Genomic DNA, 25,962 nt, shown 5'->3' with positions numbered 1-25,962 from the left:
GGGCTTCGCGCCTGCGGGCGCGTGGCGGCGACGAGGCCGCCATCGTAGCGCAGGAGGTTCCGGCGTCATGTCCTGCAGGAGCGGCTTCAGCCGCGACCGGACGCTCGACCGGTTCGGGAAAGCGGTCGCGCCTGAAGGCGCTCCTACGGGAATCGTCCTCCGCTTGCGGGTGGGAGAATCCTTCCCGGTGAACGCACGCGCCGGACGCCGTCGCTGCGGTATCCTGCCGCTTCCCGCCACGTCGCCCGAAGCCGCCTTCGTGTTCCCGGTCCTGCTCCGCCTGCTGCTGTGCCTGTGCCTGCTGCTCGACGCCGTCGCGCCGACGGTGGCCGCGACGCGCATGGCGATGGCGATGCCCGGTGCCGGCCACGCCGTGCCGGCCGCAACCGACGCCGACGCGGCCGACCGCCGCGATCACGGCGCCATGGCCGACTGCCACACGCCGGACGATGCCACGCCGGTCCGCGAGGCGCCGCCCGTGCCGGACGACGGGGATTGCCTGCAGCGCTGCCTGGACCTGTGCCTGCAGCACGGATTCGCGATGCTGTCTGCGATGACGTCGCTGCCATCGACAGGCCCCGCGTCCGCGCCGGCCAGGGCCGCGCGCGCGCAGGTCCCCGCCCTGCACGCGTTCCCGCCGCTGCGCCCTCCGATCGCCTGAGCCCCTGCCGCGACCGCGGCCCGGAAGCCTCGTCGCGCGCATCCCGCCGCGCGACGCCTGTCCCGATGCCACCACTGGGCGGACGCGCACGCGCGCCTTCGCCAGGGAGCACAGCATGATCCACCCGAGTCCACGACTCCCCGCGTCCGCGCCGGCCTCCGCCTCGCGCCGGACCTTCGTCCAGGGCCTGTTCCTCGGCGGCGCCGCGCTCGCCGCCGGGACCCTGCGCCGGCCCGCGCACGCGCGCGATGCCGCCGTCGCGCGCCCGGGCGCCGAACTCGCCGGCACCGATTTCCGGCTCGACATCGGCGCCACGCCGGTCAACTTCACCGGCCGCACGCGCCCGGCGATCACGGTCAACGGCGCCCTGCCCGCGCCGACCCTGCGCTGGCGCGAGGGCGACACCGTCACCCTGCGCGTCGCCAACCGCCTGCCGCCGGGCGTCCAGACCTCGATCCACTGGCACGGCATCCTGCTGCCGGCGAACATGGACGGCGTGCCGGGCATCAGCTTCGACGGCATCATGCCCGGCGAGTCGTACCTGTACCGGTTCACGCTCCGGCAGTCGGGCACCTACTGGTACCACAGCCACTCGCTGCAGCAGGAGCAGGCCGGGCTGTACGGCGCGATCATCGTCGACCCGCGCGAACCCGCGCCCTACCGCTGGGACCGCGAGCACGTGGTGCTGCTGTCGGACTGGACCGACCTCGCGCCCGAATCGCTGTTCCTGCGGCTGAAGAAATCACCGCACCACGACAACTGGTACAAGCCCACCGTCGCCGATTTCTTCCGCGACCTGCGCCGCGACGGACTCGCGGCAACGCTCGCCGACCGTCGCGCCTGGGGCGAGATGCGGATGACGCCGACCGACCTGTCCGACGTCAATGCGCACACCTATACCTACCTGATGAACGGAGTGACGCCGGCCAACAACTGGACCGGCGGGTTCCGCCCCGGCGAAAAGGTGCTGCTGCGCTTCATCAACGCCTCGGCGATGACCCACTTCGACGTGCGCATCCCCGGGCTGAAGATGACCGTGGTCGCGGCCGACGGCCAGTACGTGCATCCGGTCGGCGTCGACGAGCTGCGCATGGGCGCGGCCGAGACCTTCGACGTGATCGTCGAACCGTCCGGCCAGGATGCCTACACGATCTTCGCGCAGGACATGGGCCGAACCGGGTTCGCGCGCGGCACGCTGTCCGCGCGCGCGGGACTGGAGGCGCCCGTGCCCACGGTCGACCCGCGGCCTCGGCTGACGATGGAGGACATGGGCCACGGCGGCCACGATACCCACGGCAAGGCGATGGAAGGCGGCTGCGGCGCGAAGATGGGCATGGAGGGCGGCTGCGGCGCGGCGATGCACGCGCCGTCCGCGCACGCAGGACACGGCAACGGCGTCGGCATGCAGGCGCATCCGGCCAGCGAAAGCCGCAACCCGCTGGTCGACATGCAGACGATGACGCCAACGCCCAGGCTCGACGACCCCGGCATCGGCCTGCGCGAGAACGGCCGGCGCGCGCTCGCCTATGCCGACCTCAGGAGCCTCTTCGACGATCCCGACGGCCGCGATCCGGGGCGCACGATCGAGCTGCACCTCACCGGCCACATGGAGAAGTTCTCCTGGTCGTTCGACGGCATTCCCTTCGCCGGCGCCGAGCCGCTGCGCCTGAACTACGGCGAGCGCCTGCGCATCGTGCTGGTCAACGACACGATGATGCAGCACCCGATCCACCTGCACGGGATGTGGAGCGACTTGGAGGACGCCGACGGCGGCTTCATGGTGCGCAAGCACACCGTCGACATGCCACCCGGCACGAAGCGCGGCTTCCGCGTGCGCGCCGACGCGCTCGGCCGCTGGGCCTTCCACTGCCACCTGCTCTATCACATGGACGCGGGCATGATGCGCGAGGTGCGCGTGGAGGAAGGCGCATGAGGATCCCGCCACGGCTGCCGCTCCTGTCCTGCGCGATCGCGCTGGCGCTCGCGATGCCGGCCCGCGCGCAGCACGCGGGACATGCCCGGCACGCATCGTCCCCGGCCTGCACGGCCGAACACGCGGCCATGGGCCACTGCACGCCGGAGGCGACACCGCCGGACGACGGCTGCCCGCCCGGACACGCCGCGATGGGACACTGCACGCCGGCACGCGGCGAGCAGGCGCCGCGCGAACCGATCCCGCCGCTCACCGACGAAGACCGCGCCGCCGCATTCCCGGTGCTGTCGCACGCGGGCATGGCGCACGGCCCCGCGATCTACGGGCGGGTGAAGCTCGACCGGCTCGAAGCCTGGGACGGCCGGCATGCGCGCGGACAGTCCTGGGAAGGCAGCGCCTCGATCGGCGGCGACATCCATCGCCTGTGGTTGCGCGGCAGCGGCCATCGCGAATCGGGCCGCACTGGCTCGTCCAGCGCCGAATTGCGCTGGTCGCGCGCCGTCGCGCGCTGGTGGGACGTCGTCGCCGGCGTGCGCCACGACTTCCGGCCGGCGCCCTCGCGCACGCGCGCGGCAGTCGGCGTGCAGGGCATCGCGCCCTACCTGTTCGAGGTGTCCGCGGTTGCCTACGTCGGCGATGGCGGCGGCGTGTCGGCGAAGCTGGAGGCCGAGTACGACATGCGCCTGAGCAACCGGCTGATCCTGCAGCCGTTGCTGGAAGTCGAGCTCGAGTCGAAGGACGATCCGCGGCGCGGGACCGGCAGCGGGCTGTCGAAGGCGGAGGCCGGACTGCGGCTGCGCTACGAGGTCACGCGGCGGTTCGCGCCCTACGTCGGCGTCGTGCACGAACGCAGTTTCGGGCAAACCGCGCGCTTCCATGAAGCCGACGGCGAGGCCTCGCGCGATACCCGCATGGTGGCGGGGGTGCGCATCTGGTTCTGAAGGCCCGATGCCGGGGCGCGCTTCCCCGCGCGGCCCCTCCGCATTGTCATCTCGACCGAAGGGAGAGATCCGCCGTCATGCCCGTTGGCGCAGGATTTCTCCCTGCGGTCGAAATGACAGACGTTTGACCCGTAGGTCGGGGCTACGCCCCCGACGCCCGGACGGCGGCGATTGCCAGGCGTCGGGGGCGTAGCCCCGACCTACGGATTCGTGCTCCTGTAGGCGCGACCGGGGATCAGGCGTCCAGCGCCGCCCGCGGCGGCAGCGACCAGTCGATCGGCGTCTGGCCGTGACGCGCGAGGTACTCGTTCGCCGCGGAGAAATGCCCGCAACCGAGGAAGCCGCGGTGCGCCGACAGCGGCGAGGGATGCGTGGTGCGCAGCACCCGGTGCCGGCGCGGATCGACGATGCCGCCCTTCTTCTGCGCGTAGCTGCCCCAGAGCATGAACACCAGCCCTTCGCGCTCGCGATTGAGCACATCGACCACGTGGTCGGTGAAGCCTTCCCAGCCCTTGCCCTGGTGCGCGCCGGCGCGGCCGTCCTCGACCGTCAGCACCGCGTTGAGCAGCAGCACGCCCTGCTTCGCCCACGGCATCAGGTAGCCGTGGTCGGGGCGCGCGATGCCGAGGTCGCGCTGGATCTCCTTGAACATGTTGTCCAGCGACGGCGGCACCGGCACGCCGGGCAGCACCGAGAAGCACAGGCCATGCGCCTGTCCGTAGCCGTGGTACGGGTCCTGCCCCAGCACCACCACCTTCACCGCGTCGAACGGCGTGGCGTCGAACGCGGCGAAGATCCGCGGACCCGGCGGATAGATGCGCGCGCCGGCCAGCTTGCGCTCGCGCAGGAAGCCCGACAGCGCCTGCATGTCCTCGCGCGCGAACCAGTCGCCGACGCGCGCCTTCCACGAGGGTTCGAGCCTGACGCGATCTCCGCTCATGGCTCCGGCGGCACGGGTGCGGTCGGCAGCCGCGACAGGCGCAGCTGGAACAGGGCTTTCGTCGCCAGCAAACGCTCCTCGATCGGCTTGAGCACGAGGTCGTTGGCGCCGTGGCGCAGCAGGGTGGCCTGGTTGTCGCGGTTGTCGTCGCCGGTCATCACCAGCACCGGCAGCCGTCGCTTGCCGTAGCCCAGGCCGTTGCGCACCTTGTTGAGCACGTCGCGGCCGTCGAGCTCGCCCTTGAGGTAGAGGTCGGTCAGCACCAGGTCGGCGCCGGGCGCGCCGTCGGTGTCGGCATAGGCCTCGAGGTAGGCGATCGCGTCCTCGGCGTTGGTGACGTGGGTGACGCGCATCTGGTGCGCCTCGAGCATGCGCCGGATCGCGACCGCGACCGTGCGGCTGTCCTCGATGTAGAGCACGTGCGCGTCCGGGATCGGCTGCGGCTGCACGTAGCCACGGATGAACGCGGCCAGCGCGTTGTGGCCGAGGCTCTTGTCGAAATAGTCGGTGACGTCCTCGGTGAAGCGGCGGTCCTCCAGGTGCGACTGCACGTCGCCGGAGATCACGATCACCGGCACGTAGCGCTGGCCGCCGGCCTCGCGCACCGCGCGCGCGACCTGCAGGCCGTCGCCGTCGGGCAGCACCAGCGCGGTGGTGACCAGGTCGACCGGCTCGCCGGCCAGCACCTCGCGCGCCTCGGCCAGGCTGCCGCCCTCGGCCACGCGCACGCCGGGCAGTTCCTTCTCCAGCACCGCGTGGATCAGCTTGCGCACGAGCTTCGAGCCGTCCACGACCAGCACGCGCGGCTTGTCGCTCTCGAGATGGCGGAGGTCGTGCGGATTCATTTCGTCGTCAGGTCTCGGTGGGGCGCGTCTGGCGCAGGAAATGGCCGGTGACCAGCCCGGCGCCGATCCAGCCGAGCCCGGTCGAACCGGCCAGCACCGCGAGCGCCCAGCGCAGGTCGATGCCCGACAGCGCGAAGCGGCTGCCGTAGCTGGCGGCGAGTTCGGCCAGCGGCTCGCGCAGTGCGAGTCCAGTCGCCACCAGCAGCGCGATCGCCAGCGCGCCGGCGGCCATTCCGTACCACGCGCCGAGGTACAGGAACGGGCGGCGGATGAAGCCGTCGGTCGCGCCGAGCAGCTGCAGAACGCCGATTTCCTCGCGCCGCGACTGGATGTCCAGGCGCACGGTGTTGCCGACCACCAGCAGCGCACCGAGGCCGAGCAGCAACGCCAGCACCAGGGCCACACGGCCGCCGAAGCGCAGCCAGCCGTCGAGGCGCTCGCGCCACTGCGCGTCGTGCTGCACCAGTTCGGTCTCGGGCAGCTGCTGCAGGGACGAGGCCACCAGCAGTTCGTCGCCGCCCGGGGTGACCACCAGCACGTGCGGCAGCGGGTTGTCGTCGCCGGCGGCGTCGATGATGCCGGCCAGCGCGCCGTCGGCGCGCAGCGTTTCCATGCCCTGCTGCGGCGTGACGTGCTCGACGCTGCCGATGTTGCCGCGCGCGCGCAGTTCGTCTGCGAGCTGCGCTGCGCGCCCGGCGTCGACGTCCTGCCTGAGGAATACGCTGATCTCGCGCGAGCGCTCGACGTTGCCGGCCAGCCGCTCGACGTTGCCCAGCACCAGCCACAGGCCGAGCGGCAGCGCCAGCGCCAGCGCCATCACCGCGATCGTGAGCAGCGCCGCCCACGGCTTGCGGAACACGCGGCCGAGGCTGGCGACAAGACTGTAGAGGTGGTGGTCGATCCAGGTCCCGACCGGCGACGGCGGCCTCGCCGTCGCGGCGGCGCGCGGCTCACTCATCGGCCAGGTCCTCCGGCGCGATGTCGTCGACCAGCTGGCCGTGGTCGAGCACCAGCACGCGCTTCTTCATGCGCTTGACCAGGCCGAGGTCGTGGCTGGCCACCAGCACGCTGGTGCCGCGCTCGGGCAGCGAGGCGAACAGCGCCATGATCTCGGCCGACAGGGTGGGATCGAGGTTGCCGGTCGGCTCGTCGGCGACCAGCAGCCGCGGCTCGCCGACCACCGCGCGGGCGATGCCCACGCGCTGCTGCTCGCCGGCCGACAGCTGCGTCGGCAGCGAGCGCTCGCGATCGCCCAGGCCCAGCCGATCGAGCACGCTGCGCACGCGCTTGCCGATCTCGCCGCGGCGCAAGCCGCGCAGGATCAGCGGCAGCGCGACGTTGTCGAACACGCTGCGGTCGGTGAGCAGGCGATGGTCCTGGAACACGACGCCGACCTCGCGCCGGTGCAGCGCGACGCGGCGGCCGCGCACCTTGAGCAGGTTGCGCTCGTTGAACACCACCGCGCCGCGGCTCGGCCGCTCGGCGAGGTGGACCAGCTTGAGCAGGGTGCTCTTGCCGGCGCCGGAATGACCGGTGAGGAACAGCATCTCGCCGGCGGCGACGTCGAAGCTGACCTCGGACAGCGCCACGCGCCCGCCGGCGTACTGTTTGCTGACGTTGTCGAAGCGCAGGACGGCCATGGCTGCGGAGTATCGCAGAAGTGGCAAATGGCGAACGCGACGGTGCGCGCAACCCGCCAATCGCTCAGTGCTGGCTCTGCGGCGCCCGCGTCACCAGCTTGCGCAGGCGCGCACCGATGCGCGACAGCAGCGAAGACTCCGACGCCGCCGGCGCATCGCCGCCGCGGGGCGCCGCCTGCGCGCGCGGCGGCTTCGCGGCGGCCTTCGCTTCGCGCGGCTGGCCGCGGCCTTCGCCATGACCGTTGCCGTTCGCCGCCACTTCCGGCGCCCCCTCGACCCGCTGCCCGCGACGCCGGCGACGGCGCTTGCGCGGCGGACGCGATTCGTCCGGCGTCGCCGCGGCGACCGCACCGGCGGCGTCGACCACCGGCGGCGCTGCGGCGGCAGCCGCCGGCACCGCCTCGCCTTCCGGCTTCGGACGCGGCGTGCGCGGACGGCGCGGGCGTTCACCGCCCTCGCCCGCGCGCGCGCCGCTGCGCGGACCGCGACCCTCGCCCGAACGCCCGCCGCGGCCGCCGCCGCGCCTGGCGTCCTCGGCGGCGCGCGCCTCGCGCACTTCGCGATAGATCTCGCCGATGCTGTCGCCGTCGCCATCGTCGCCCGCGTTCGCGGCGAGGTCGGGGCGCGGCTGCCGCGGCAGCGGCACCAGCAGCTCCGGCGTCACCGGCTCGGACGGGATCTTCTGCTCGATGTAGGCCTCGATGTCGGGCAGGCCCATCGCGTAGCGCTCGCAGGCGAAGCTGATCGCGTCGCCCTCGGCGCCCAGGCGCGCGGTGCGGCCGATGCGGTGGACGTAGTCCTCGGCGTCGAACGGCAGGTCGTAGTTGTAAACGTGGCTGACGCCGTCGATGTGCAGGCCGCGCGCGGCGACGTCGGTGGCGACCAGGATCTCGAGCTGGCCGGCCTGGAACTTCTTGAGCAGACTCTCGCGCTTCTTCTGCGGCACGTCGCCCGAGAGCACGCCGACGCGGTAGCCGGCGCGCTCGAGCGAACGCGCCACGCGCTCGACGAAGGCCTTTGTGTTGACGAACACCATCGTCCGCGCGCCCTCGCTGCGCGAGAGCAGGCCGATCAGCAGCGGCAGCTTCTCCTCGTCGGACGGGTAGTACAGCCGCTGGCGCACGCGCGCGGCGGTGATCGTCTCGGTCTCGACGACGATCTTCTCCGGCTCGTTCATGTGCTCGTAGGCGAGCTCGAGCACGCGATGGCTGAGCGTGGCGCTGAACAGCAGCGTCTGCCGCTCGGTGCGAATCGGCATGCGCCGCAGCAGGAAGCGGATGTCCTTGATGAAGCCGAGGTCGAACATGCGGTCGGCCTCGTCCAGCACGCACACCTCGCAGGCGTGCAGCGAGACCACCTTGTGCTGCTTGACGTAGTCGATCAGGCGGCCGGGCGTGGCGATGATGACGTCGGCGCCGTCCTGCAGCATCTGCCGCTGCTTGTCGTAGTCGACGCCGCCGTAGACCAGGGCGAACTTGAGGCCGAGCTCGGGCGCGAGCTTCATCGCGTCCTTGTGGATCTGGATCGCCAGCTCGCGGGTCGGCGCCAGGATCAGCGCGCGCGGGTCCTCGGGCTTGCGTTCGGCCAGCGCCGGCTTCGACAGCAGGCGGTGGATGACGGTCACGAGGAAGGCCAGGGTCTTGCCGGTGCCGGTCTGCGCCTGGCCGGCGACGTCGCGCCCGGCGAGCGTGATCGGCAGGGTCAGCGCCTGGATCGGCGTGCAGCGGGTGAATCCCGCGCCCTCGAGGCCGGCCTGCAGCGCCGGGTGCAGCTCGAAGCTGGAGAAGGTGATGTCGGTAAGGGGTTTGTCGCTCATGAACGAGATGATCCGTGCAGCGTCGGGCGCTTGCGTGGGTGGCGCCCGCATCGCAGACTGCCTGTGGTCGGGTGCGTGCGCCGATGGCGCGGGTTCCCGGGACGGTCGCGGGCAGGGGCGCATGGGGTCGCCCGGGGTTCCCTGACGGGAGGCCCCTTGAATCGGGCCGCGAATCGCCCAAGTTTACCATTCATCCCGGCGCGGCCGCCCCGTCCAGGCCACGCCCCATCCAGGAGCCCTTTCCGTGAGCGAACACGTCATCCACGCCACCGACGCCGATTTCGACGCCGCGGTCCTGCAGTCCGCCGAGCCGGTGCTGGTCGACTTCTGGGCGCCCTGGTGCGGACCGTGCAAGATGATCGCCCCGGCCCTGGACGAGCTGGCCGACGACTACGCCGGCAAGGTCAAGATCGCCAAGGTCAACGTCGACGAGAACCGCGCCACGGCGCTGAAGTACCACGTGCGCTCGATCCCGATGCTGCTGCTGTTCAAGGACGGCCAGGTGCAGGCGACCCAGATCGGCGCGGTCGGCAAGGCGCAGCTGGCGCAGCTGATCGACAAGGCCATCTGACGCCCGGCACCGGCCCCCGGAACCTGCCGGGATCCACCGAAAACCCGTGGGAGCGGCTTCAGCCGCGATGCTTTTGGCCGCGATGCTTTTGGCTCGGCCCCCGGGATCCGGGACGAAGGGCATCGCGGCTCAAGCCGCTCCCATAGACGTGATCGTGCATGAATGCCGCCGCATCCGGCGCTTGCGGGCGCACCGGCCGCGGTGTTAGCTTTGATCCATCCGGCGTGGAACACGGCGCCGCACCCCGTCTGAAAGACTCCCTCAACAGACCTCCCCGCCCGCTTCCGGGCGCTCGCAGCAAGCGAGGAATTCGCACTTGTCCGACAACACTCCCGAGTCCGGCGACACCGCCGTGAAGCGCGTGCGCAAGACCGCCACGCGCACCCCCAAGGCCAGCAAGACCGAGACCGCCGTCGCCGACGCGCCCGCACCCGCGGCGCCGACGCCTCCGCCCGCTCCACCTGCCCCGCCCGCCGCACCGCCGCCCCCGCCGGCCGCCCCGCGCGCCGCGGACACCGCCGACGCCGGTAGCGCCTCCGGCGGCTCCGAAGGCGCCAGCCAGCCCCCCGCGGGCGAAGGCGGCGAACCGCAGCGCCAGTCCTCCGACGGCAACCGCAACAACCCCAACAACCCACAGAACAACAACCGCCGCGACCGCTTCCGCAACCGCCGCGACCGCCAGCGCGACCGCCACCGCGACGGCGGCCTGCCGCAGGACGACGGCGGCAACGGCCAGGACCAGCAAGCCCACCGCCTGCCGCCGCCGAACATCCCCGAAGGCTTCCCGCAGTATTCGCTGGGCGACCTCAAGCGCATGCCGGCGCACAAGCTGCTCGACATCGCCGAACAGCTCAACATCCACGAAGGCGTCGCCCGCGCCCGCAAGCAGGACGTGATCTTCGCCCTGCTCAAGGTGCTCACCCGCACCGGCGAGGGCGTGCAGGCCGACGGCGTGCTCGAGATCCTGCCCGACGGCTTCGGCTTCCTGCGCGGCGCCGAGGCGAGCTACCTCGCCGGTCCCGACGACACCTACATCTCGCCCAGCCAGATCCGCCGCTTCAACCTGCGCACCGGCGACCACCTCTCCGGCCGCATCCGCTGGCCCAAGGACGGCGAGCGCTACTTCGCGCTGAACGTGGTCGACACCATCAACGGCGAGCCGCCGGAAGCGAGCAAGGGCAAGGTGCTGTTCGAGAACCTGACCCCGCTGTTCCCGCGCAAGCGCTTCAGGCTCGAGCGCGGCGACGGCTCCACCGAGGACATCACTGGCCGCATCCTCGACCTGATGGCGCCGCAGGGCAAGGGCCAGCGCGCGCTGATCGTCTCGCCGCCCAAGGCGGGCAAGACGATGATGATGCAGCAGATCGCCACCGCCATCACCACCAACCATCCGGAAGTGCATCTGATCGTGCTGCTCGTCGACGAGCGTCCGGAGGAAGTGACCGAGATGCAGCGCACCGTGCGCGGCGAAGTCGTCAGCTCGACCTTCGACGAGCCGGCCGCGCGCCACGTGCAGGTCGCCGAGATGGTGATCGAGCGCGCCAAGCGCCTGGTCGAGCACAAGAAGGACGTGGTGATCCTGCTCGACTCGATCACCCGCCTCGCCCGCGCCTACAACAACGTCGTGCCGAGCTCGGGCAAGGTGCTGACCGGCGGCGTCGACGCCAATGCCCTGCACCGTCCGAAGCGCTTCTTCGGCGCCGCGCGCAACGTCGAGGAAGGCGGCTCGCTGACCATCATCGCCACCGCCCTGGTCGACACCGGCAGCGCGATGGACAAGGTGATCTACGAGGAGTTCAAGGGCACCGGCAACTCCGAAATCCACCTCGACCGCCGCATCACCGAGAAGCGCGTCTACCCGGCGATCGGCGTCAACCTCTCCGGCACCCGCCGCGAGGACCTGCTGATCGAACCGGAGCTGCTGCAGAAGATCTGGATCCTGCGCAAGCTGCTGCACCCGATGGACGAGATCGCGGCGATGGAATTTTTGCTCGACAAGATGAAGAGCACGAAGTCCAACGACGAGTTCTTTGCCTCGATGCGGCGCTGAGCACCAAAAGCGCCGACTCTCCGGGAGTCGGCTTGGAAGCCCTGCTGGGGCCTTGATTTCAAGGCTTTTTCACCAGCAGGGCTTTTTTGTGGGCGCTAGTTTCTTTCATCCTACGCAATTTCCTGAATGGGCGGCGACGATTCGCTTCTTTCCGCTTCGGAGCGCAGATTGTTGGCGCGCACCTAAATCTGACCCGGTGTGCGCGTTGAACTTTGACCCACCCTGTGGACGGGGTTGAGGGTATCAGTTGGCGGTCTGGGTCGCGGCCTCCTTTGCCCTGATTCTGGCTTTGGCCTTGTTGGCGGCGGTGCTGTTGCGCAGGCGCCAGGAGTCGTTGCCGGTCTCGAGGATGTGGCAGTGGTGGGTGATGCGGTCGAGCAGCGCGGTGGTCATCTTGGCGTCGCCGAACACCTGCGCCCATTCGGAGAAGGCCAGGTTGGTGGTGATGGCCAGGCTTTCGTCGAGGATGACCAGGTCGGCATAGGTCAGGCGCAGGGCGATCTGCCCGGCCTTGCCCTGGGCCTGCTCCTTCTCCAGGGCGTTGACCAGCTCGATGGTGGAGAAGAACCGCACGCGCAGGCGATGCTGGCGCACGGCCTGGATGCCGATGGCGGTGGCCAGATGGGTCTTGCCGGTGCCGGGCCCGCCGACGAGGACGAGGTTCTCGGCGGTGTGGAGGAAGTCACCCTGGTGCAGGCGTTCGACGAGCGATCGGTCGACGGGACTGGCGGTGAAGTCGAACCCGAGCAGGTCGCGGTGGACAGGGAAGCGTGCCGCCTTCATCTGGTTGGCCTGGGCACGGACCTGCCGTTCGGCGGACTCGGCCTGCAGCAGTTCGGCCATCCAGTGTTCGGGGTCCATGGCGTGCAGGCGCATCTTGGCCAGCAGTTCGGGCCACTGGCTGGCCATGCCGTACAGCTTGAGCTGCTGCATGCGCAGCGGCAGGTCAGGCGTCGACATGATCTGCCTCCCGCAGGGCGTCGTAGCGGGCCGGATCGGACACCGGCGGATGACGCAGCGTCACTCGCGAGGCGACCGTCTCGATCGTGCGGTCCGGATGCTGCAATCGCCCCAGCACGTTGAGCACGTGGTCGGCGCGCACCAGGCCGGACTCGAGTGCCAGTTCCACCGCCACCAGTACCGCTTCGAGCCCGTGCACGGGTACGGCGGCCAGCACCTGGGCCATGGCGCGGTCGCCGTGAGGCTGGCGCAGCAACACCTGCTGCAGCTTGCGCAGCGGATCGGGCATGGACAGGAACGGGGCGCCATCGCGCAGTGCCCCCGGCTTGCGCTGGACTAGGGCGATGTAGTGCTGCCAGTCGTAGTGGACCCGATCACGCTCGAAGCTGCGCCGGTGGCGGGCGACCTCGGCCTCGCCGACCACCACGGCCAGTTCGAAGGGATACACGCGCAGGCTGGCGACGGCGTGGGCGTGTTCGCACGGCACGCTGTAGCGGTTGCGCTGGAAGCTGACCAGCGCGGTCGAACTGACCCGCACCGGCCGCTCGATGTAGCCGTCGAAGGGCGCGGGCATCGGCATCAGGTGGGGCTGTTCGTCCTCCAGCGCTTCGGCCACGGTGATGTCGGCGGCATCCGGATGCGCCTGCATCGGCCAAGCAGCGCGGCACTCGCTGGCGAGCCAGGCGTTGAGGGTGTCCAGGTCCGGCCAGTGGCGGGCACCGGCCTCGATCCAGATCTGCCGGCGCCGGTCCTGCACGTTCTTCTCCACGCGCCCCTTCTCCCAGCCGGCCGCCCGGTTGCAGAACTCGGCGGCGAACAGGTAGTGGCTGGTCATGGCGTGGAAGCGGGCGTTGACCCGCCGTTCCCGGTGTTGGCTGATCCCGTCCACGGCCGTCTTCATGTTGTCGTAGATGCCGCGGCGGGGCACGCCACCGAAGGCGGCGAAGGCCCGGGTGTGGGCGTCGAACAGCATCTCGTGGCTCTGGGTGGGATAGGCCACCAGCCAGAAGGCGCGGCTGCAGGCCAGCTTCACGTGTGCCACCTCCAGTGGCATCTTCGCGTGACTGCCGATGAAGGCGTACTCGCGGCTCCAGTCGAACTGGAACGCCTCGCCCGGAGGAAAGTGCAACGGCACGAAGGCCGGGCGGCGGCTGGCGCCGCCGGCCGCCTTCCACTGGCGGATGAAGGCGGTGACGCGGGTGTAGGTGCCCGGATAGCCGATCGCCTGCAACTGCGAGAACAGCACCTTGGCGGTGCGCTGATCGCGACGGGGGCGTTGGCTGTCGGCACGCAGCCAGGTCTCCAACTGCGACCGATAGGGATCGAGCCGGGAGGGCGAGGCGCGCCTGGGATAGACCGGCTCGGACTGGCCGCTGCGCAGCCAGCGCCTGATGGTGTTGCGGGAAAGACCGGTGCGCTTGGCGATCTCGCGCAACGGCAGGCCATCGCGGAAATGCATCCGCCGGATCTTGGCCAACATGACCATGGTGATCACTCCTGAAATCCCACGAGCAAAAGATGCTCAGGATGTGGGCTTCAGGTGGGTCAGTTTTACCCGCGCATCACCCTCGAAAGTGGGTCAGTTCTGGATGCGCGCCAACAAGACTATGGTTTCGGAAGTCGGCGCTCGTACCAAGGCCGGGATCGATTAACGATCCTGACCACCGACAGCATCACCGGCACCTCGATCAAAACGCCCACCACGGTGGCCAGCGCCGCACCGGAATGCACACCGAACAGAGCCACGGCCGTGGCGACTGCCAGCTCGAAGAAGTTGCTGGCACCGATCAGCGCCGAAGGCCCGGCGACACAATGAGCCACGCCAAGCCTGCGATTGAGTAGGTAGGCCAGGCCGGAGTTGAAATACACCTGGATCAGGATGGGTACGGCCAAGATCGCGATGATCAATGGCTGCTCGATGATCTGTCTGCCCTGGAATCCGAACAGCAACACGAGCGTCGCCAGCAGCGCGATCAACGATATCGGTCCCAGACGGGCAAGGACGGCCTCCAGTCTTGCCTGACCACCACGGGAAAGCAGCCAGCGGCGCAGCAGGACGGCGACTGCGACCGGCACCAGGATGTACAGCGCAACCGACAGCGCCAAGGTGTCCCAAGGCACCGTGATCGACGACAACCCCAGCAATAGGGCTACCAGCGGCGCGAAGGCCACCACCATGATGGCGTCGTTGAGCGCGACCTGGCTCAGGGTGAAGTTCGCATCGCCACGGCACAGGTTGCTCCACACGAACACCATCGCGGTGCAGGGCGCCGCGGCCAGCAGGATCAGGCCCGCCATGTAGGAATCGATCTGGTCTGGTGGCAGCCAGTCGGCGAATACATGCCGGAGGAAGAACCATCCCAGCAGGGCCATCGAGAACGGCTTGACGGCCCAGTTGACGAACAGGGTGACGCCAATGCCGCGCCAGTGCTTGCCGACTTCCCGCATGGCGCCGAAGTCGACCTTCAACAGCATCGGGATGATCATCAGCCAGATCAGGACAGCCACCGGCAGGTTGACCTTGGCCACTTCCATGCGGCCAAGGCTCGCGAAGACGTCGGGTAGGACGTGCCCCAGGCCGGTGCCCACCAGGATGCACAGCCCGACCCAGAGGGTGAGGTAGCGTTCGAACAGCCCCATGCGGGGCGCCACCTCAGCCATCGACGGACGCATCGTCTTCAGGCTGTACGAAACCGATGCGATCAAGCGAGTCCTTCAGGGCGGCACTGTCGTCCCACGCCTCGGCTGGCAGCGCCAGCAGCGCCTGCAGGCGCGCCTTCACGATGCGATGGGCCTGGCGGAACGCTTCACGCTTGTCCTCGTCATCGCCCTCCACCGCGGCCGGATCCGGAAGCCCCCAGTGCGCCCGCAGGAAGTCACCGAATACGACGGGGCAGGTTTCGGCTGCCGCTGAGTCGCAGACCGTCACGACAAGATCCATCGATGCCGCACCCGGCGTCGCGAACTCGTCCCAAGACTTGCTGCGTAGGCCCACGGTGGCGATGCCCTCGGCTGCCAGTTGACCCAGCGCGTAGGGGTTGATGGTGCCGGCCGGCTGGCTGCCCGCGCTGAACACTTCGAAGCGATGACCGGCCCAGGCCCGCAGCGTGGCCTCGGCTAGAACGCTGCGGGCGGAGTTGCCGGTACAAAGGAAGAGGACGCGACGCTTCATCAGGCGGGTTCCTGGAGAGGCAACAATCTGTGGGTGACGATCAGCAGGCGCAGGCGGCGGCGGGGGTGCAGCTCTCGTCCGGAGAGCCTGCGCAGCAGTTGTGGGTCAGGTAGGCGACCAGCGCGTTCATGGCATCGAAGTTGGCGCGGTAACAGACGTTGCGCCCCCGGCTCTCGCCGCCGATCAGGCCGGCATGCACCAACTCCTTCAGGTGGAAGGACAGGGTGGCGCCGGGTACCGCCAGCGCCTCGCCGATCTCACCGGCCATACGGCCGTTGGGGCCGGCCTCGACCAGCAGCCGGAAGATGGCCAGCCGAGTGGCGTGGCCGAGCGCGGTCAGCGCGGTGATTGCGTGTTTCGTTTCCATTCTTCTAGAATAATCGAATGAATATCGAACGGCAATCACCCCTGACTCAAGAGCTTCCCCATCTGGCCACCGATCTACTCCCCGGCCCCCGGCACGATGACCTGGGCTCGGGCGGAAGTGCGCACGCGCCACGCATCCTGCTGCTCTATGGCTCCCTGCGTCCGCAGTCGTACAGCCGCAAGCTCGCGCTGGAGGCCGAGCGCATCCTGAAGCATCTCGGCGCCGAGACCCGGATATTCGATCCGCACGGCCTGCCACTGCTGGACAGCGTCGACAGCGATCATCCGAAGGTTCAACAGCTGCGCGAATGGTCGCAGTGGTCGGAAGGGCAGGTCTGGGTGTCGCCGGAACGCCACGGCACGATCACGGGCGTGTTCAAGAACCAGATCGACTGGCTGCCGCTCGAGGACGGGAGCGTGCGACCCACCCAGGGAAGGACGCTGGCGGTGATGCAGGTCTGTGGCGGCTCGCAGTCGTTCAATGTGGTCAACGCGCTGCGGGTGCTTGGGCGCTGGATGCGGATGGTGACGATCCCGAACCAGTCATCGGTGGCCAAAGCGTGGCAGGAGTTCGACGACGCCGGACGCATGCGCGCCTCGCCGTTCTACGACCGTGTCGTGGACGTCATGGAGGAACTCGTGAAGTTCACGTTGCTGGTGCGCGGACGGAGCGAGTACCTCGTTGATCGCTACAGCGAGAGGAAGGGTGCCGACGAGGCCAGGCGGTTGGCCAGAGAGTCGGGAGTTCTCGAGAAGGACGCAGCAGCACTCTCCTGACTTCGTGGTCCGGATTGCCGTAGGGATGGGGTGGTTACCGAGGCTGGTTGAGTGATCATCTCGTTCCGTTCCAGGTGATCAATCTCGTTGGTACCCGCAGATGGCCAGGTGCGACAAAAGATGGGCTTTTCTTGTGCCAGGCAGGAGACTCAGCTATACGTACAGCTAGTTCCTAGGGATCTTTCGGGTTCCCCAGCTGAGCCGCCATCGCATCGCGACACGAAGGCGCCGGGCAACCTTTTGTCTGGGGCCGACGGGGATCGGTGGCGACACTCGCCCCCCGGTGACGGCTCCCTGGCCGGACAGCCACATCCAGAACTTGCCCGATTGGACTTGCCTCCGACATGGTCGCACCCCGTGTCTTCCGGGCACGGGCCATTGCCCACGCTCCGACGCGGACACCTCCCCAGGACCCTGCCGACGTCCCGAGTCGCCGCCACCATCCTTGCGAGCGCGACGGCTGCAGGTGCTGGCGGGAGGCCCGCCGCGCTGAGCGCCGGGCAGACGCTGCGCCCGCTCAACTCCGCTGCAGCGGAGTCAGCAGCTTCAGCCCCTTGCCGACCTCGTACACGCCACCGGCGACCATCGCGTCCGGACTCTCGCCGGAGTCCGGATCCTCCCCCACCCAGGGCACCTCTTGCCGCGGGCCGGGGATATAGGCCTGCCATTCGCCGTATTTCTGCTTCTCGCCGGCGAACTGGTAGTCGACCGGAACGCGGACCGACCAGTATTCGTTGTCGGCAGACTCGCCCGTGGTGGGGACCTCGAACGTCCACCTGCGCGCGGCCACGAGCGCCGGCTTGGCCAGCGTGTTCCGCATTGCATTCATCTGCCTTTCGGTACCGATGACCCGCAGGTCCACCTGCTCGACCGCGACATCGGCGACGGCGCCCTGGCGGTTGACCCGCACCACCAGGTACACGGTCCCCCGCACGCCCTCAACGAGTGCATCCATCGGATATTTCGGCGGCGCCAGCTTCAGCGACCGGATCTCGTCGCTCGCCGTTTGCCGCCAGCGCTCCCTGGGGTCGGAAATCGCGTCCTTGCCGAAATATCCGCTCTGGATCGCGATCCGGTAGTTGCCCTCGTCGAGCCGGTTCGCCACCACGCGCAGGCTCATCAGCGCCTTGGCCTTGCGCGGCTGGCCGTCCACCAACACCGGTTCGAAGCGCCAGACGGGCGCCGAGTTCTCGATCAGGTTGACGACGAAGTCCGGCAGCTTCTCGCGCTGGTCGATCTCCCAGCCGGACACGCTGCCGTCGGGCTCCACCAGCACCATGCCCGTGACCAGCATGCTCAACTCGGCCTGCTCGGGAATCTCGACGGGCTTCTTCGCGAACGCGCCGGCGCCGACCAGCGCCAGCAGCAGTCCCATCCAGAACCTGGCGGTCATGCCGCACCTCCCTGTTGGTATCGCGCCGATCCTACTACAGGAAAATCCGCGCCGATCGCGCAGGAACCGCGCCATCGACACGCCGGCCTGACCGGCACGTACTCATGGGCGACGTCGACGAAACCGCGTATCACCGTGCTCCCGCGCACCGCCGCGCGGTCAACCCTCCTGCCCCGCGTCCACCACCACCCACATGCGCGGCAGCACCGGCTGCACGCCCGTCGACGCCATTGCGCCGACACTGCCCGGGGCACCGGATGTCCATGGCGACGTCCCGCGCACGCCACGGACAAGGTATTCCCACTGGCCATAGGCCACCGGGCGCGTCAGGAATGTGATCGGAACGCGCACCGCCTGCCGTGCGCGCGCATACGGCCCGTCGGCCGGCAGCTTGAACCGCCACCGGCGCGCGGCGGCGGCGGCACTGGCGATGAATTCGAGCTGGAAGCGCGGCAGGTCGGCGGGATCCGCCGGCACCGCAGTCAGGTCGACCTGTTCGGCGAACACGTCCTCGACGTTTCCGTCGGCATCCAGCAGGAGCTGCATGTAGACGATGCCGCTGGCGCCGATGCGGAGCATGCTCCTCGGGTATTCGGGCGGCCCCATGCGCGACGCGCGCAGTCGCTGCGCCGCCGGCAGCGGCTCGTCCAGGTGCACGCCGTCCAGCCACAGCCGGTAGAGGCCATCGCCGATGGGCGAGGCGCGCAGCCGGACGGTGAAGCGCACCGCACCGCTCGGCGGCGCGACATCGGCATCGAACTCGACGCGCCAGTTCGCGACCTGCCTGGCGAGGAACGCCGCCGCCTTATCCGGCACCTGCGCCGCACGGTCGATCGCGTAGCCGGACACGCGCCGGTCCGCGCCGACCTCGATCCGTCCGGTCAGCAGCATGAAACCTTCGACCGGGACGGCGTACTCGGCTGCGGCGACGGTGGCCGGTTCGCCGTCCTTCGCCTGCACTCCGGCGGCGGCTGCCAGCGGCGACAGCAGCGCCAGGCAAGCTCCAGCGGCAAGGGCGAGGCAATGTTCACGGACCCTTCGAACCATGCCCCTGCTCCTTTCCCGTACGTCGCCAATCGTAGCGCGCCGGAGGAACGCGCAGCGTCTCAGCCCCGATCGCGCAGGAACCGCGCCATCGACACCCCGGCCTGGGCCGGGACGTACTCGTGGGCGACGTCGACGAAGCCGCGCATCACCGCGATCTCGCGCGGGGTGCGGTTGAGGGCGTCGCGCGCTTCGGGATCGGCACCGGCGCGCAGCAGGCGCTGGGTGACGCGCAGCAGGCCGTGCAGCGCGGCCAGGTGCAGGGGGCCGAAGCCGCGCGGGTCGCGGGCGTCGAGCGAGGCGTCCTCGTCGAGCAGGTGTTCGATCACGGCCAGCAGCACGTCCTCGTCGCAGGCGGTGCCGGGTTCGGCGCGCGCGCCGATCAGCAGCAGCAGCGGGGTGACGCCGCCGGCCGCGACCGCGTCGACTTCGGCGCCCGCGAGCAGCAGCGTGTCGAACAGCGCGAGCAGGCGCGAGCGGTCGCGCGCGGTGAAGCCGTACAGCGCGGCGCAGTGCAGCGGCGTGAGGCCCTGCGCGTCGGTGGCGTGGACGTTGGCGCCGGCGGTCATCAACCGCGCGCACAGTTCGGGCAGGCCCAGCGCGGCGGCCAGCATCAGCACGGTGACTTCGCCGGGCAGTCGCTGTTCGAGCTTGGCGCCGGCGGCGAGCAGGCGGTCGACGATCTCCGCGTGGCGCATGCTCACCGCGGCCGACAGCGGCGTGGCGCCGGTGTGGGCGACGTGCTGCGGATCGGCGCCGCGTTCGAGCAGCAGTTCGACCACGGCGCGATGGCCGCCGCCGCTGGCGCGCAGCAGGGCGCTGCAGCCCTGCGCGTCGACGGCGTCGACCGGCAGGCCGAGGTCGATCAGGCGGCGCACGGCGTCGGCGTCGCCGGCCATCGCCGCGGCCGGCACGTCGGACGCCTGCAGCACGCGCCGCGGCAGCGTCCAGCCGCGCCAGTCGAGCCAGTCGGCGAGGTCGCGGCGACCGCTGGCCAGGGCCACGCCGAGCGGCGTCTGCCCGTCCTGCGCGCGCACGTCGATCGCGGCGCCGTGCCGCACCAGCGCCTTGAGCACATGTTCGCGCGCGAGCGCGGCGGCCAGGTGCAGGGCGGTCATGCCGCGCGCGTCGCGGGCGTCGGCATCGACGCCGATCGCGAGCAGGCGTTCGATCAGCCGGTCCCAGCCCAGGTGCACGGCGAGCGACAGCGCCGGATCGCCGGCGGGCGACGATGCGAAGGGGTCGGCGCCGCGTTCGACCAGATCCAGCGCGCACTGCTCCAGCGCGCGCCCGGCCTGGTCGCCGGTCACGCACGCGGCCAGGAAACGGGCCAGTCCGCCACTGCCGGCCGGCGAGGCGCCGTGGCGCAGCAGCGCCTGCAGCGCGGGCACCGCGGCGGGGACGCGCGCGAGCAGGCGGAAGGCCGCGGTCTCGCCGTCGCCGTCGCGCGCTTCGAGGTCGGCGCCCTGCGCCACCAGCCAGTCGATGCGCGCCAGCGAGGGCGCCGCGTCATCGTCGAGCAGCAGGCCGCCGAGCTCGGCGGGCGTGACCAGGGCGGCGACGCGCTCCAGGTCCTCGTAGCGGCCGGCGTCGAGGCCCTCGCGCAGCAGCAGCATCGGCGCGCGGTCCTCGGGCGGCGCCTCGCCGGCTTCGGACTGCACGCTGGCCGGCAGCGCGTAGGCCGGATCGAGCAGCGCGACCAGGCGCCAGCGGCCCGCCTCGGCGGCGAGTTCGGCGGCGCGCCGGCCGTCGTTCCCCGGCGTCTGCGGGTCCAGGCCCAGTTCCAGCAGGCGCGCGACCAGCGCCGACGACGGCGCCTCGGCCAGGCAGGCGAGCAGCAACGCATGGCGGCCGTCCGCGTCGACCTCGCGTGGATCGGCCTTCGCCGCGAGCAGCGCCTCGAAGGCCGATGCATGCGCGCCGCGCGCGGCTTCGAGCAACGGCGTGGCCTCGCGCCCGTCGCGCGCGTGCACGTCGGCGCCGGCGTCGAGCAGCGCGGCGACGATCGCGGCGTGGCCCTGGAAGGCGGCGATATGCAGCGCGGTGCGCCCGTCGCGATCGCGCGCATCCACCTTGGCCTTGTGCCGCAGCAGCAGCTGCACGCCGGCCGGATCGTCCTCGTCGCTGCCGGCCGCGGCCAGCAGCGCCGGGGTGCCGTCGTCCACGCCCGGCTTCGCGCCGCGTTCGAGCAGGAAGCGCGCGAGCCGCCAGTTGCCCGCGGCGCAGGCGACGCCGAGCGGGGTCAGGCCTTCGCGGTTCTGCACATCGAGCTCGGCCGAGGCGTCGCGCAGCAGCGCGGCGACGCCGGGATCGGAGCTGCGCGCGGCGTGGTGCAGCGGGGTGTTGCCGTCGGCGTCGGCGACGCGCGGGTCGGCGCCGTTGGCAAGCAGGGTCATCACCGCCTCGGGGCGGCCGTGCCAGCTGTCGCGCGTGGCCGCCAGCAGCGGCGTCAGGCCGGCGTGCGCGGTGTTGACGCCGACGCCGCGGGCGATCAGGGCGCGCAGCAGGCGCAGGTCGGGCAGCACCGCGGCCAGCACCGGCAGGCCGCGCTGGTCGCGATCCTCGTCCAGCGGCAGTGCGTGCACGTCGGCGCCGGCTTCGACCAAGGCCAGCGCCTGGTCGACGCGGCCGGCGCGCGCGGCCGCATAGAGTGCGCGATCGAGGTCGCCTTCCGGCAGCAGCGGCGGCGCCGGCAGGCTCGAGGCGTCGCCCGCCATCTCGATCACCGGGATCGCCAGCACCCCGGGCGCGGGCAGGCGCTGCAGCAGCCAGTGCAGCAGCGGCCACGCGAACGCGGATGCACCGGCCAGCGTCCAGCGCGCCGACGACGGCAGCCACTGCGGCCAGGCCAGCAGCACGATGCCGGCGAGGATCGCCGCCACGCAGGCGGCCGCGGCGACGCCGTGCCAGCCGGAGGCATCGCGCTCGCCGAGCGCCTGCCAGTGCCGCGCCAGCGCCCCGCCCTCGCGCTCGGCCGCATGCCACAGCGGCCAGGTCCGCCACAGTCCCAGCACGCAGATGCCGACCACCGCGCTCAGCGCCAGCACCGCGCCGAGGCCGTTGCTCTGCAGCACCGCCAGCAGCGGCCACGCCACCAGCCCGGCCGCGAGCAGCGCGCCGCCGACCCACAGCGCCAGCAGCGCGCGCGCGTCGCGCAGCAGGACCGCGCGATCCAGCGTGCGGCGTTCGCACCAGCCGCGCACGGCCAGCGCCAGCAGCGGCTGCGCCAGCACGCCCGCCAGCGCCGCGACCGCGCCGCCGATGCCGGCGGCCAGGGCCAGCGCGATGCCGATCGCGGCGGCGACGGCGGCCTGTCGTCGTGTCGCCGGGGCGTCAGGCATCGGTGCCCCAGCCCTCGCTCATCGGGTCGACGTCCAGCGTCGGCGGGAACTGCAGGTGGAATCCGCGCGCGGCCAGGTTGGCGCGCACGTCCTCGGGATTCTCGCGGGCCAGCTTGCGCCCCGGGGTCAGCGCCACGTCGAGCACGAACTGCAGGGCGCCGAGCTGGGTGCGCAAGGGTTCGGGCAGGCGGGAAAAATCGTCGCGAGCGGCAAGATAGACGTAGGTATCGGCCCGGCGCTGGCTCTTGTAGACGTAGGCGTGCATGTCCGCGCGGTGTCGTGGATCACGGAATTGTGCGGGATTTCCGCGCTGCGGGGAATGTCGGTGGCGTTCAGGCGACGCCGGCGCGATCCGGTTCGCATGCATTTGCCGCACGCAAGGGCTGTTTTGCGATGCCGCGACCAAGGCCACGGACACCGTGACCCCCGGCAGGTGCCGCGCGCGGGGCAACTGCTAGGCTGTCCCGACTTCAGCCCTTCGCCCTGGTTCCAGATGCTTCGACTGCTTCCGCTGTCCTGCCTGCTGCTCGCCGGCCTCGCCCACGCCCAACCCGCGCAACCGCTGACGATGGACCGGATCATGGCCGATCCCGACTGGATCGGCCCGCCGGTGGAGCAGGCCTGGTGGTCCTGGGACGGCCAGCGCGCCTATTACCCGCTCAGGCGCGAGGGCAGCAGCGTGCGCGACCTGTACGTGCAGGACATCGCCGGCGGCGAGGCGCAGCGGGTCGACGGTCCGTCGCTCGCGGGCGTCGACGCGATCGATCCGGTCATCGATCCGCAGCGCACGCGCATGGCCTTCGTCCGCAACGGCGACGTGTTCGTGCGCGACCTGCGCAGCGGCGCGCTCACCCAGCTCACCCGCAGCGAGGCCACCGAGGCCACGCCGCGCTGGGGCAGCGACGGCGCCCTGGTCTGGCGCAGCGGCCAGGACTGGTTCCGCTGGACCGCGCAGGACGGCACGCCGACGCAGGCGGCGATGCCGAAGGCGGAGGACGACCCCTCGGCGCCGCCCAAGGCCGACCTGCTGCGCGAGGACCAGCTGCGCCTGGTCGATACGCTGCGCAGCGAACGCGCGCGGCGCGAAGCCGCGCGCGCGCAGGAAGCGCAGTGGCGCCGCGCCGATCCGACGCGCGCGCCGGCGCCGGTGTACCTCGGCAAGGACGTCGAGATCGCCGCCACCGCGCTGTCGCCGGACGGCCGCTGGCTGTTCGTGGCCACCGAACGCAGGCAGGACGAGCGCGGCCAGGGCGGCAGGATGCCGAAGTACGTCACCGAATCGGGCTACGAGGAATTCGAGGACGTGCGCACGCGCGTCGGCCGAAACGCGCCGCGGGCACAGGCGCTGTGGCTGATCGACCTGCGCGACGGTTCGCGCCGCGAGCTCAAGCCCGACGCACTGCCCGGCATCGGCGTCGACCCGCTGGCGGCGCTGCGCAAGGCCGCGGGCAAGGAGCCGCTGAAGGGCCCGCGCGCGCTGCGCGTGGAGGACGGCGGCGACCGCGGCGTCCGCTGGAGCGCGGACGGCCGCTACCTCGCGCTGATGCTGCACGCGGTCGACAACAAGGACCGCTGGCTGGCGACCGTCGAACCTTCCTCGGCGACGCTGCAGGCGCGCCACCGCCTCACCGACGCGGCGTGGATCAACTGGGACTACAACGATTTCGGCTGGCTCCCCGACCAGCGCAGGCTGTGGCTGCTGTCGGAGGAAAGCGGCTGGTCGCACCTGTACACCGTCGACGCCGCGCGCGGCCGTGCGCAGGCGCTGACGTCCGGGCGCTGGGAAGTGTCGCAGCCGGCGCTGTCGCCGGACGGCGCGCGCTTCTACTTCACCTGCAACCGCGCGCGCCCGGGCGACTACGAGCTGTGCACGGTGCCGGCCGGCGGCGGCGAGACGCGCGAGCTGACCGATCTCGGCGGCATCGAGGGCTTCACCGTCTCGCCCGACGGCACGCGCCTGCTGCTGCGGCATTCGTCGAGCTACGTGCCGCCGCAGCTGGCGGTGGTCGGCGCCGACGGCAGCGGCCTGCGCACGCTCACCGACACCCGCAGGCCCGAATACCGCGCCCACGACTGGCTGCAGCCCGAAACCGTGCAGGTGCCGTCGAAACACGGCGCCGGCACGATCTGGGGCAAGTACTACGGGCCGAAGACGCTGGAGCCCGGCCGCAGGTATCCGGTGGTGCTGTTCGTGCACGGCGCCGGCTACCTGCAGAACGTCAGCGATCGCTACCCGAACTACTTCCGCGAACAGATGTTCCACAACCTGCTGGTGCAGCGCGGCTACCTCGTGCTCGACCTCGACTACCGCGCCTCCGAAGGCTACGGCCGCGACTGGCGCACCGCGATCTATCGCAACATGGGCCATCCCGAACTCGAGGACTACCTCGACGGCATCGACTGGCTGGTCGAGGCCAAGCAGGCCGACCGCGACCGCGTCGGCATCTACGGCGGCAGCTACGGCGGCTTCATGACCTTCATGGCGCTGTTCCGCGAGCCCGGGAAGTTCAAGGCCGGCGCCGCGCTGCGCCCGGTCGCCGACTGGACCCAGTACAACCACGGCTACACCAGCAACATCCTCAACACGCCCGACCTCGATCCCGAGGCCTACCGCGTGTCCTCGCCGATCGAATACGCCGCCGGCCTGCAGGACCACCTGCTGATCGCGCACGGCATGATCGACGACAACGTGTTCTACCGCGACTCGGTGGTGCTGGCGCAGAAGCTGATCGAACTGCGCAAGGACAAGTGGGAGATGGCGAGCTATCCACTCGAACGCCACGCCTACCAGCACGCGGATTCGTGGTACGACCAGTACCGCCGCATCCTCGAACTGTTCGAGCGCACCCTGAAGTGAGCGGCGCCGGGGCGGTCGAAACGCTGCGACCGTCGCCGGTGAAATGGCTGGCGATGGTCGCGATTTCCGTCGCCTTCGTCTGGATCGGCCTCGTGCTCCGCGCCCAGGAGCCGCTGGTGGCGTGGGCCTGCATCGTGTTCTTCGGCCTGTGCGGTGCGATCGGCCTGCTCAACCTGCTGCCGGGCGCCAGCCGGCTGCTGCTGGACGACGACGGCTTCGAGATCGTCTCGCTGTTCCGCCGCTCGCGCATGCGCTGGTCCGACATCGCGCGCTTCGGCACCTACCGCGTCGGCGCGAACGTCATGGTGGGCTTCGATTTCGTCGACGGCTACCGCGGCAGCGACCGCCTGCGCCGGGTCAACCACAGCCTGTCGGGTTTCCAGGGGGCGTTGCCCGATACCTATGGGTTGAAGGCGGGCGAGCTTGCGGCGCGCATGGAGGCGCGGCTCGTTGCGTGGAGGCAAGGCTCCGCGGCGCGCAATTGATCCGATGGCATGAAGCCTGAACTTGTCATCCCGAACACGCCGGGCTTGTCATCCCGAACGCAGTGAGGGATCTCCTGTCCGCAAGCCTAAGAAAGCAGACCCCTCACGGAGCTTGCCCTGAGCGCAGCCGAAGGGTTCGGGATGACAAGTCCAAATCAATCGCGCACAAG

General features: G+C 70.7%; 22 protein-coding genes. 8 read left to right on the top strand and 14 right to left on the bottom strand.

Features of this window, described 5'->3' with window-relative positions:
• The first annotated feature begins 187 nt into the window (after nt 1-187).
• The 3 genes from FQY83_RS06195 to FQY83_RS06185 all read left to right on the top strand — a co-directional run bounded on the left by FQY83_RS06195 (nt 188) and on the right by FQY83_RS06185 (nt 3,535).
• On the top strand, nt 188-661 hold the full coding sequence (locus FQY83_RS06195; RefSeq protein WP_238333422.1) for a CopL family metal-binding regulatory protein: 474 nt from the start codon (nt 188-190) through the stop codon (nt 659-661).
• Between the two features lie 115 nt (nt 662-776).
• Complete coding sequence (locus FQY83_RS06190; RefSeq protein ID WP_146386114.1) at nt 777-2,594, top strand: copper resistance system multicopper oxidase; 1,818 nt, start codon at nt 777-779, stop codon at nt 2,592-2,594.
• Nucleotides 2,591-3,535, top strand: coding sequence for a copper resistance protein B (locus tag FQY83_RS06185; RefSeq protein ID WP_146386112.1), 945 nt, complete (start codon nt 2,591-2,593; stop codon nt 3,533-3,535). The genes FQY83_RS06190 and FQY83_RS06185 overlap by 4 nt, the downstream gene beginning before the upstream one ends.
• Nucleotides 3,536-3,770: 235 nt before the next feature.
• Here the strand turns inward: FQY83_RS06185 and ung are convergent, their stop codons facing one another.
• The 5 genes from ung to rhlB all read right to left on the bottom strand — a co-directional run bounded on the left by ung (nt 3,771) and on the right by rhlB (nt 8,776).
• Nucleotides 3,771-4,475 carry a uracil-DNA glycosylase gene (gene ung / locus FQY83_RS06180; RefSeq protein WP_146386110.1) on the bottom strand — a complete coding sequence of 235 codons (705 nt, stop codon included), beginning with the start codon at nt 4,473-4,475 and terminating at the stop codon, nt 3,771-3,773.
• Nucleotides 4,472-5,320, bottom strand: a complete 849-nt coding sequence (locus FQY83_RS06175; protein ID WP_146386108.1) for a response regulator — start codon at nt 5,318-5,320, stop codon at nt 4,472-4,474. The genes ung and FQY83_RS06175 overlap by 4 nt, the downstream gene beginning before the upstream one ends.
• Nucleotides 5,321-5,327: 7 nt before the next feature.
• On the bottom strand, nt 5,328-6,278 hold the full coding sequence (gene ftsX / locus FQY83_RS06170) for a permease-like cell division protein FtsX (protein ID WP_146386106.1): 951 nt from the start codon (nt 6,276-6,278) through the stop codon (nt 5,328-5,330).
• The gene (gene ftsE, locus FQY83_RS06165) at nt 6,271-6,960 is read right to left on the bottom strand and encodes a cell division ATP-binding protein FtsE (RefSeq protein ID WP_146386104.1); all 690 of its coding nucleotides are present in this window, start codon (nt 6,958-6,960) and stop codon (nt 6,271-6,273) included. The genes ftsX and ftsE overlap by 8 nt, the downstream gene beginning before the upstream one ends.
• Before the next feature lie 64 nt (nt 6,961-7,024).
• Nucleotides 7,025-8,776, bottom strand: a complete 1,752-nt coding sequence (rhlB, locus tag FQY83_RS06160; protein WP_146386103.1) for an ATP-dependent RNA helicase RhlB — start codon at nt 8,774-8,776, stop codon at nt 7,025-7,027.
• 244 nt (nt 8,777-9,020) lie between these two features.
• Between rhlB and trxA the strand changes: the two genes are divergently transcribed.
• Nucleotides 9,021-9,347, top strand: coding sequence for a thioredoxin TrxA (gene trxA / locus FQY83_RS06155; protein WP_146386101.1), 327 nt, complete (start codon nt 9,021-9,023; stop codon nt 9,345-9,347).
• A gap of 316 nt (nt 9,348-9,663) precedes the next feature.
• Nucleotides 9,664-11,397, top strand: a complete 1,734-nt coding sequence (gene rho / locus FQY83_RS06150; RefSeq protein WP_146386099.1) for a transcription termination factor Rho — start codon at nt 9,664-9,666, stop codon at nt 11,395-11,397.
• Nucleotides 11,398-11,640: 243 nt separating this feature from the next.
• Here rho and FQY83_RS06145 read toward each other — a convergent pair whose 3' ends face one another.
• The 5 genes from FQY83_RS06145 to FQY83_RS06125 all read right to left on the bottom strand — a co-directional run bounded on the left by FQY83_RS06145 (nt 11,641) and on the right by FQY83_RS06125 (nt 15,896).
• Nucleotides 11,641-12,357 (bottom strand): ATP-binding protein, encoded by a 717-nt coding sequence (locus FQY83_RS06145; protein WP_146386097.1) that lies wholly within the window; start codon nt 12,355-12,357, stop codon nt 11,641-11,643.
• Complete coding sequence (gene istA, locus FQY83_RS06140; protein ID WP_146386094.1) at nt 12,344-13,843, bottom strand: IS21-like element ISPa36 family transposase; 1,500 nt, start codon at nt 13,841-13,843, stop codon at nt 12,344-12,346. The genes FQY83_RS06145 and istA overlap by 14 nt, the downstream gene beginning before the upstream one ends.
• Nucleotides 13,844-13,962: 119 nt before the next feature.
• Nucleotides 13,963-14,997: an ACR3 family arsenite efflux transporter gene (gene arsB, locus FQY83_RS06135; protein WP_146386370.1), complete on the bottom strand. Its 1,035-nt coding sequence runs from the start codon at nt 14,995-14,997 to the stop codon at nt 13,963-13,965.
• 13 nt (nt 14,998-15,010) lie between these two features.
• Nucleotides 15,011-15,529 (bottom strand): arsenate reductase ArsC, encoded by a 519-nt coding sequence (locus FQY83_RS06130; protein WP_146386092.1) that lies wholly within the window; start codon nt 15,527-15,529, stop codon nt 15,011-15,013.
• Nucleotides 15,530-15,569: 40 nt separating this feature from the next.
• On the bottom strand, nt 15,570-15,896 hold the full coding sequence (locus FQY83_RS06125; protein WP_146386090.1) for an ArsR/SmtB family transcription factor: 327 nt from the start codon (nt 15,894-15,896) through the stop codon (nt 15,570-15,572).
• Nucleotides 15,897-15,913: 17 nt separating this feature from the next.
• Between FQY83_RS06125 and arsH the strand changes: the two genes are divergently transcribed.
• The gene (arsH, locus tag FQY83_RS06120) at nt 15,914-16,672 is read left to right on the top strand and encodes an arsenical resistance protein ArsH (protein WP_146386088.1); all 759 of its coding nucleotides are present in this window, start codon (nt 15,914-15,916) and stop codon (nt 16,670-16,672) included.
• A 517-nt stretch (nt 16,673-17,189) separates the two neighbouring features.
• Here the strand turns inward: arsH and FQY83_RS06115 are convergent.
• The 4 genes from FQY83_RS06115 to FQY83_RS06100 all read right to left on the bottom strand — a co-directional run bounded on the left by FQY83_RS06115 (nt 17,190) and on the right by FQY83_RS06100 (nt 22,715).
• Complete coding sequence (locus tag FQY83_RS06115) at nt 17,190-18,065, bottom strand: energy transducer TonB (protein ID WP_146386086.1); 876 nt, start codon at nt 18,063-18,065, stop codon at nt 17,190-17,192.
• A 159-nt stretch (nt 18,066-18,224) separates the two neighbouring features.
• A complete protein-coding gene (locus FQY83_RS06110; RefSeq protein WP_146386084.1) occupies nt 18,225-19,112 on the bottom strand; it encodes an energy transducer TonB in 888 nt (295 codons plus the stop codon).
• A gap of 59 nt (nt 19,113-19,171) precedes the next feature.
• On the bottom strand, nt 19,172-22,450 hold the full coding sequence (locus FQY83_RS06105) for an ankyrin repeat domain-containing protein (RefSeq protein ID WP_146386082.1): 3,279 nt from the start codon (nt 22,448-22,450) through the stop codon (nt 19,172-19,174).
• Nucleotides 22,443-22,715, bottom strand: a complete 273-nt coding sequence (locus FQY83_RS06100) for a YcgL domain-containing protein (RefSeq protein ID WP_146386080.1) — start codon at nt 22,713-22,715, stop codon at nt 22,443-22,445. Before FQY83_RS06100 ends, FQY83_RS06105 begins: the two co-directional genes overlap by 8 nt.
• Nucleotides 22,716-22,943: 228 nt before the next feature.
• On the opposite strand from FQY83_RS06100, the gene FQY83_RS06095 reads away from it, so the two are divergent.
• Both FQY83_RS06095 and FQY83_RS06090 read left to right on the top strand, forming a co-directional pair.
• Nucleotides 22,944-25,307, top strand: a complete 2,364-nt coding sequence (locus FQY83_RS06095) for a S9 family peptidase (protein ID WP_146386078.1) — start codon at nt 22,944-22,946, stop codon at nt 25,305-25,307.
• Nucleotides 25,304-25,792 (top strand): STM3941 family protein, encoded by a 489-nt coding sequence (locus FQY83_RS06090; RefSeq protein ID WP_146386072.1) that lies wholly within the window; start codon nt 25,304-25,306, stop codon nt 25,790-25,792. The genes FQY83_RS06095 and FQY83_RS06090 overlap by 4 nt, the downstream gene beginning before the upstream one ends.
• Nucleotides 25,793-25,962 lie beyond the last annotated feature (170 nt).

This window comes from Luteimonas marina (assembly GCF_007859325.1).
GTDB classification, from domain to species: Bacteria; Pseudomonadota; Gammaproteobacteria; order Xanthomonadales; family Xanthomonadaceae; genus Luteimonas; species Luteimonas marina.
The sequence above is the reverse complement of the archived record's forward strand: the minus strand, read 5'-3'. Positions and strand labels throughout refer to the sequence as shown.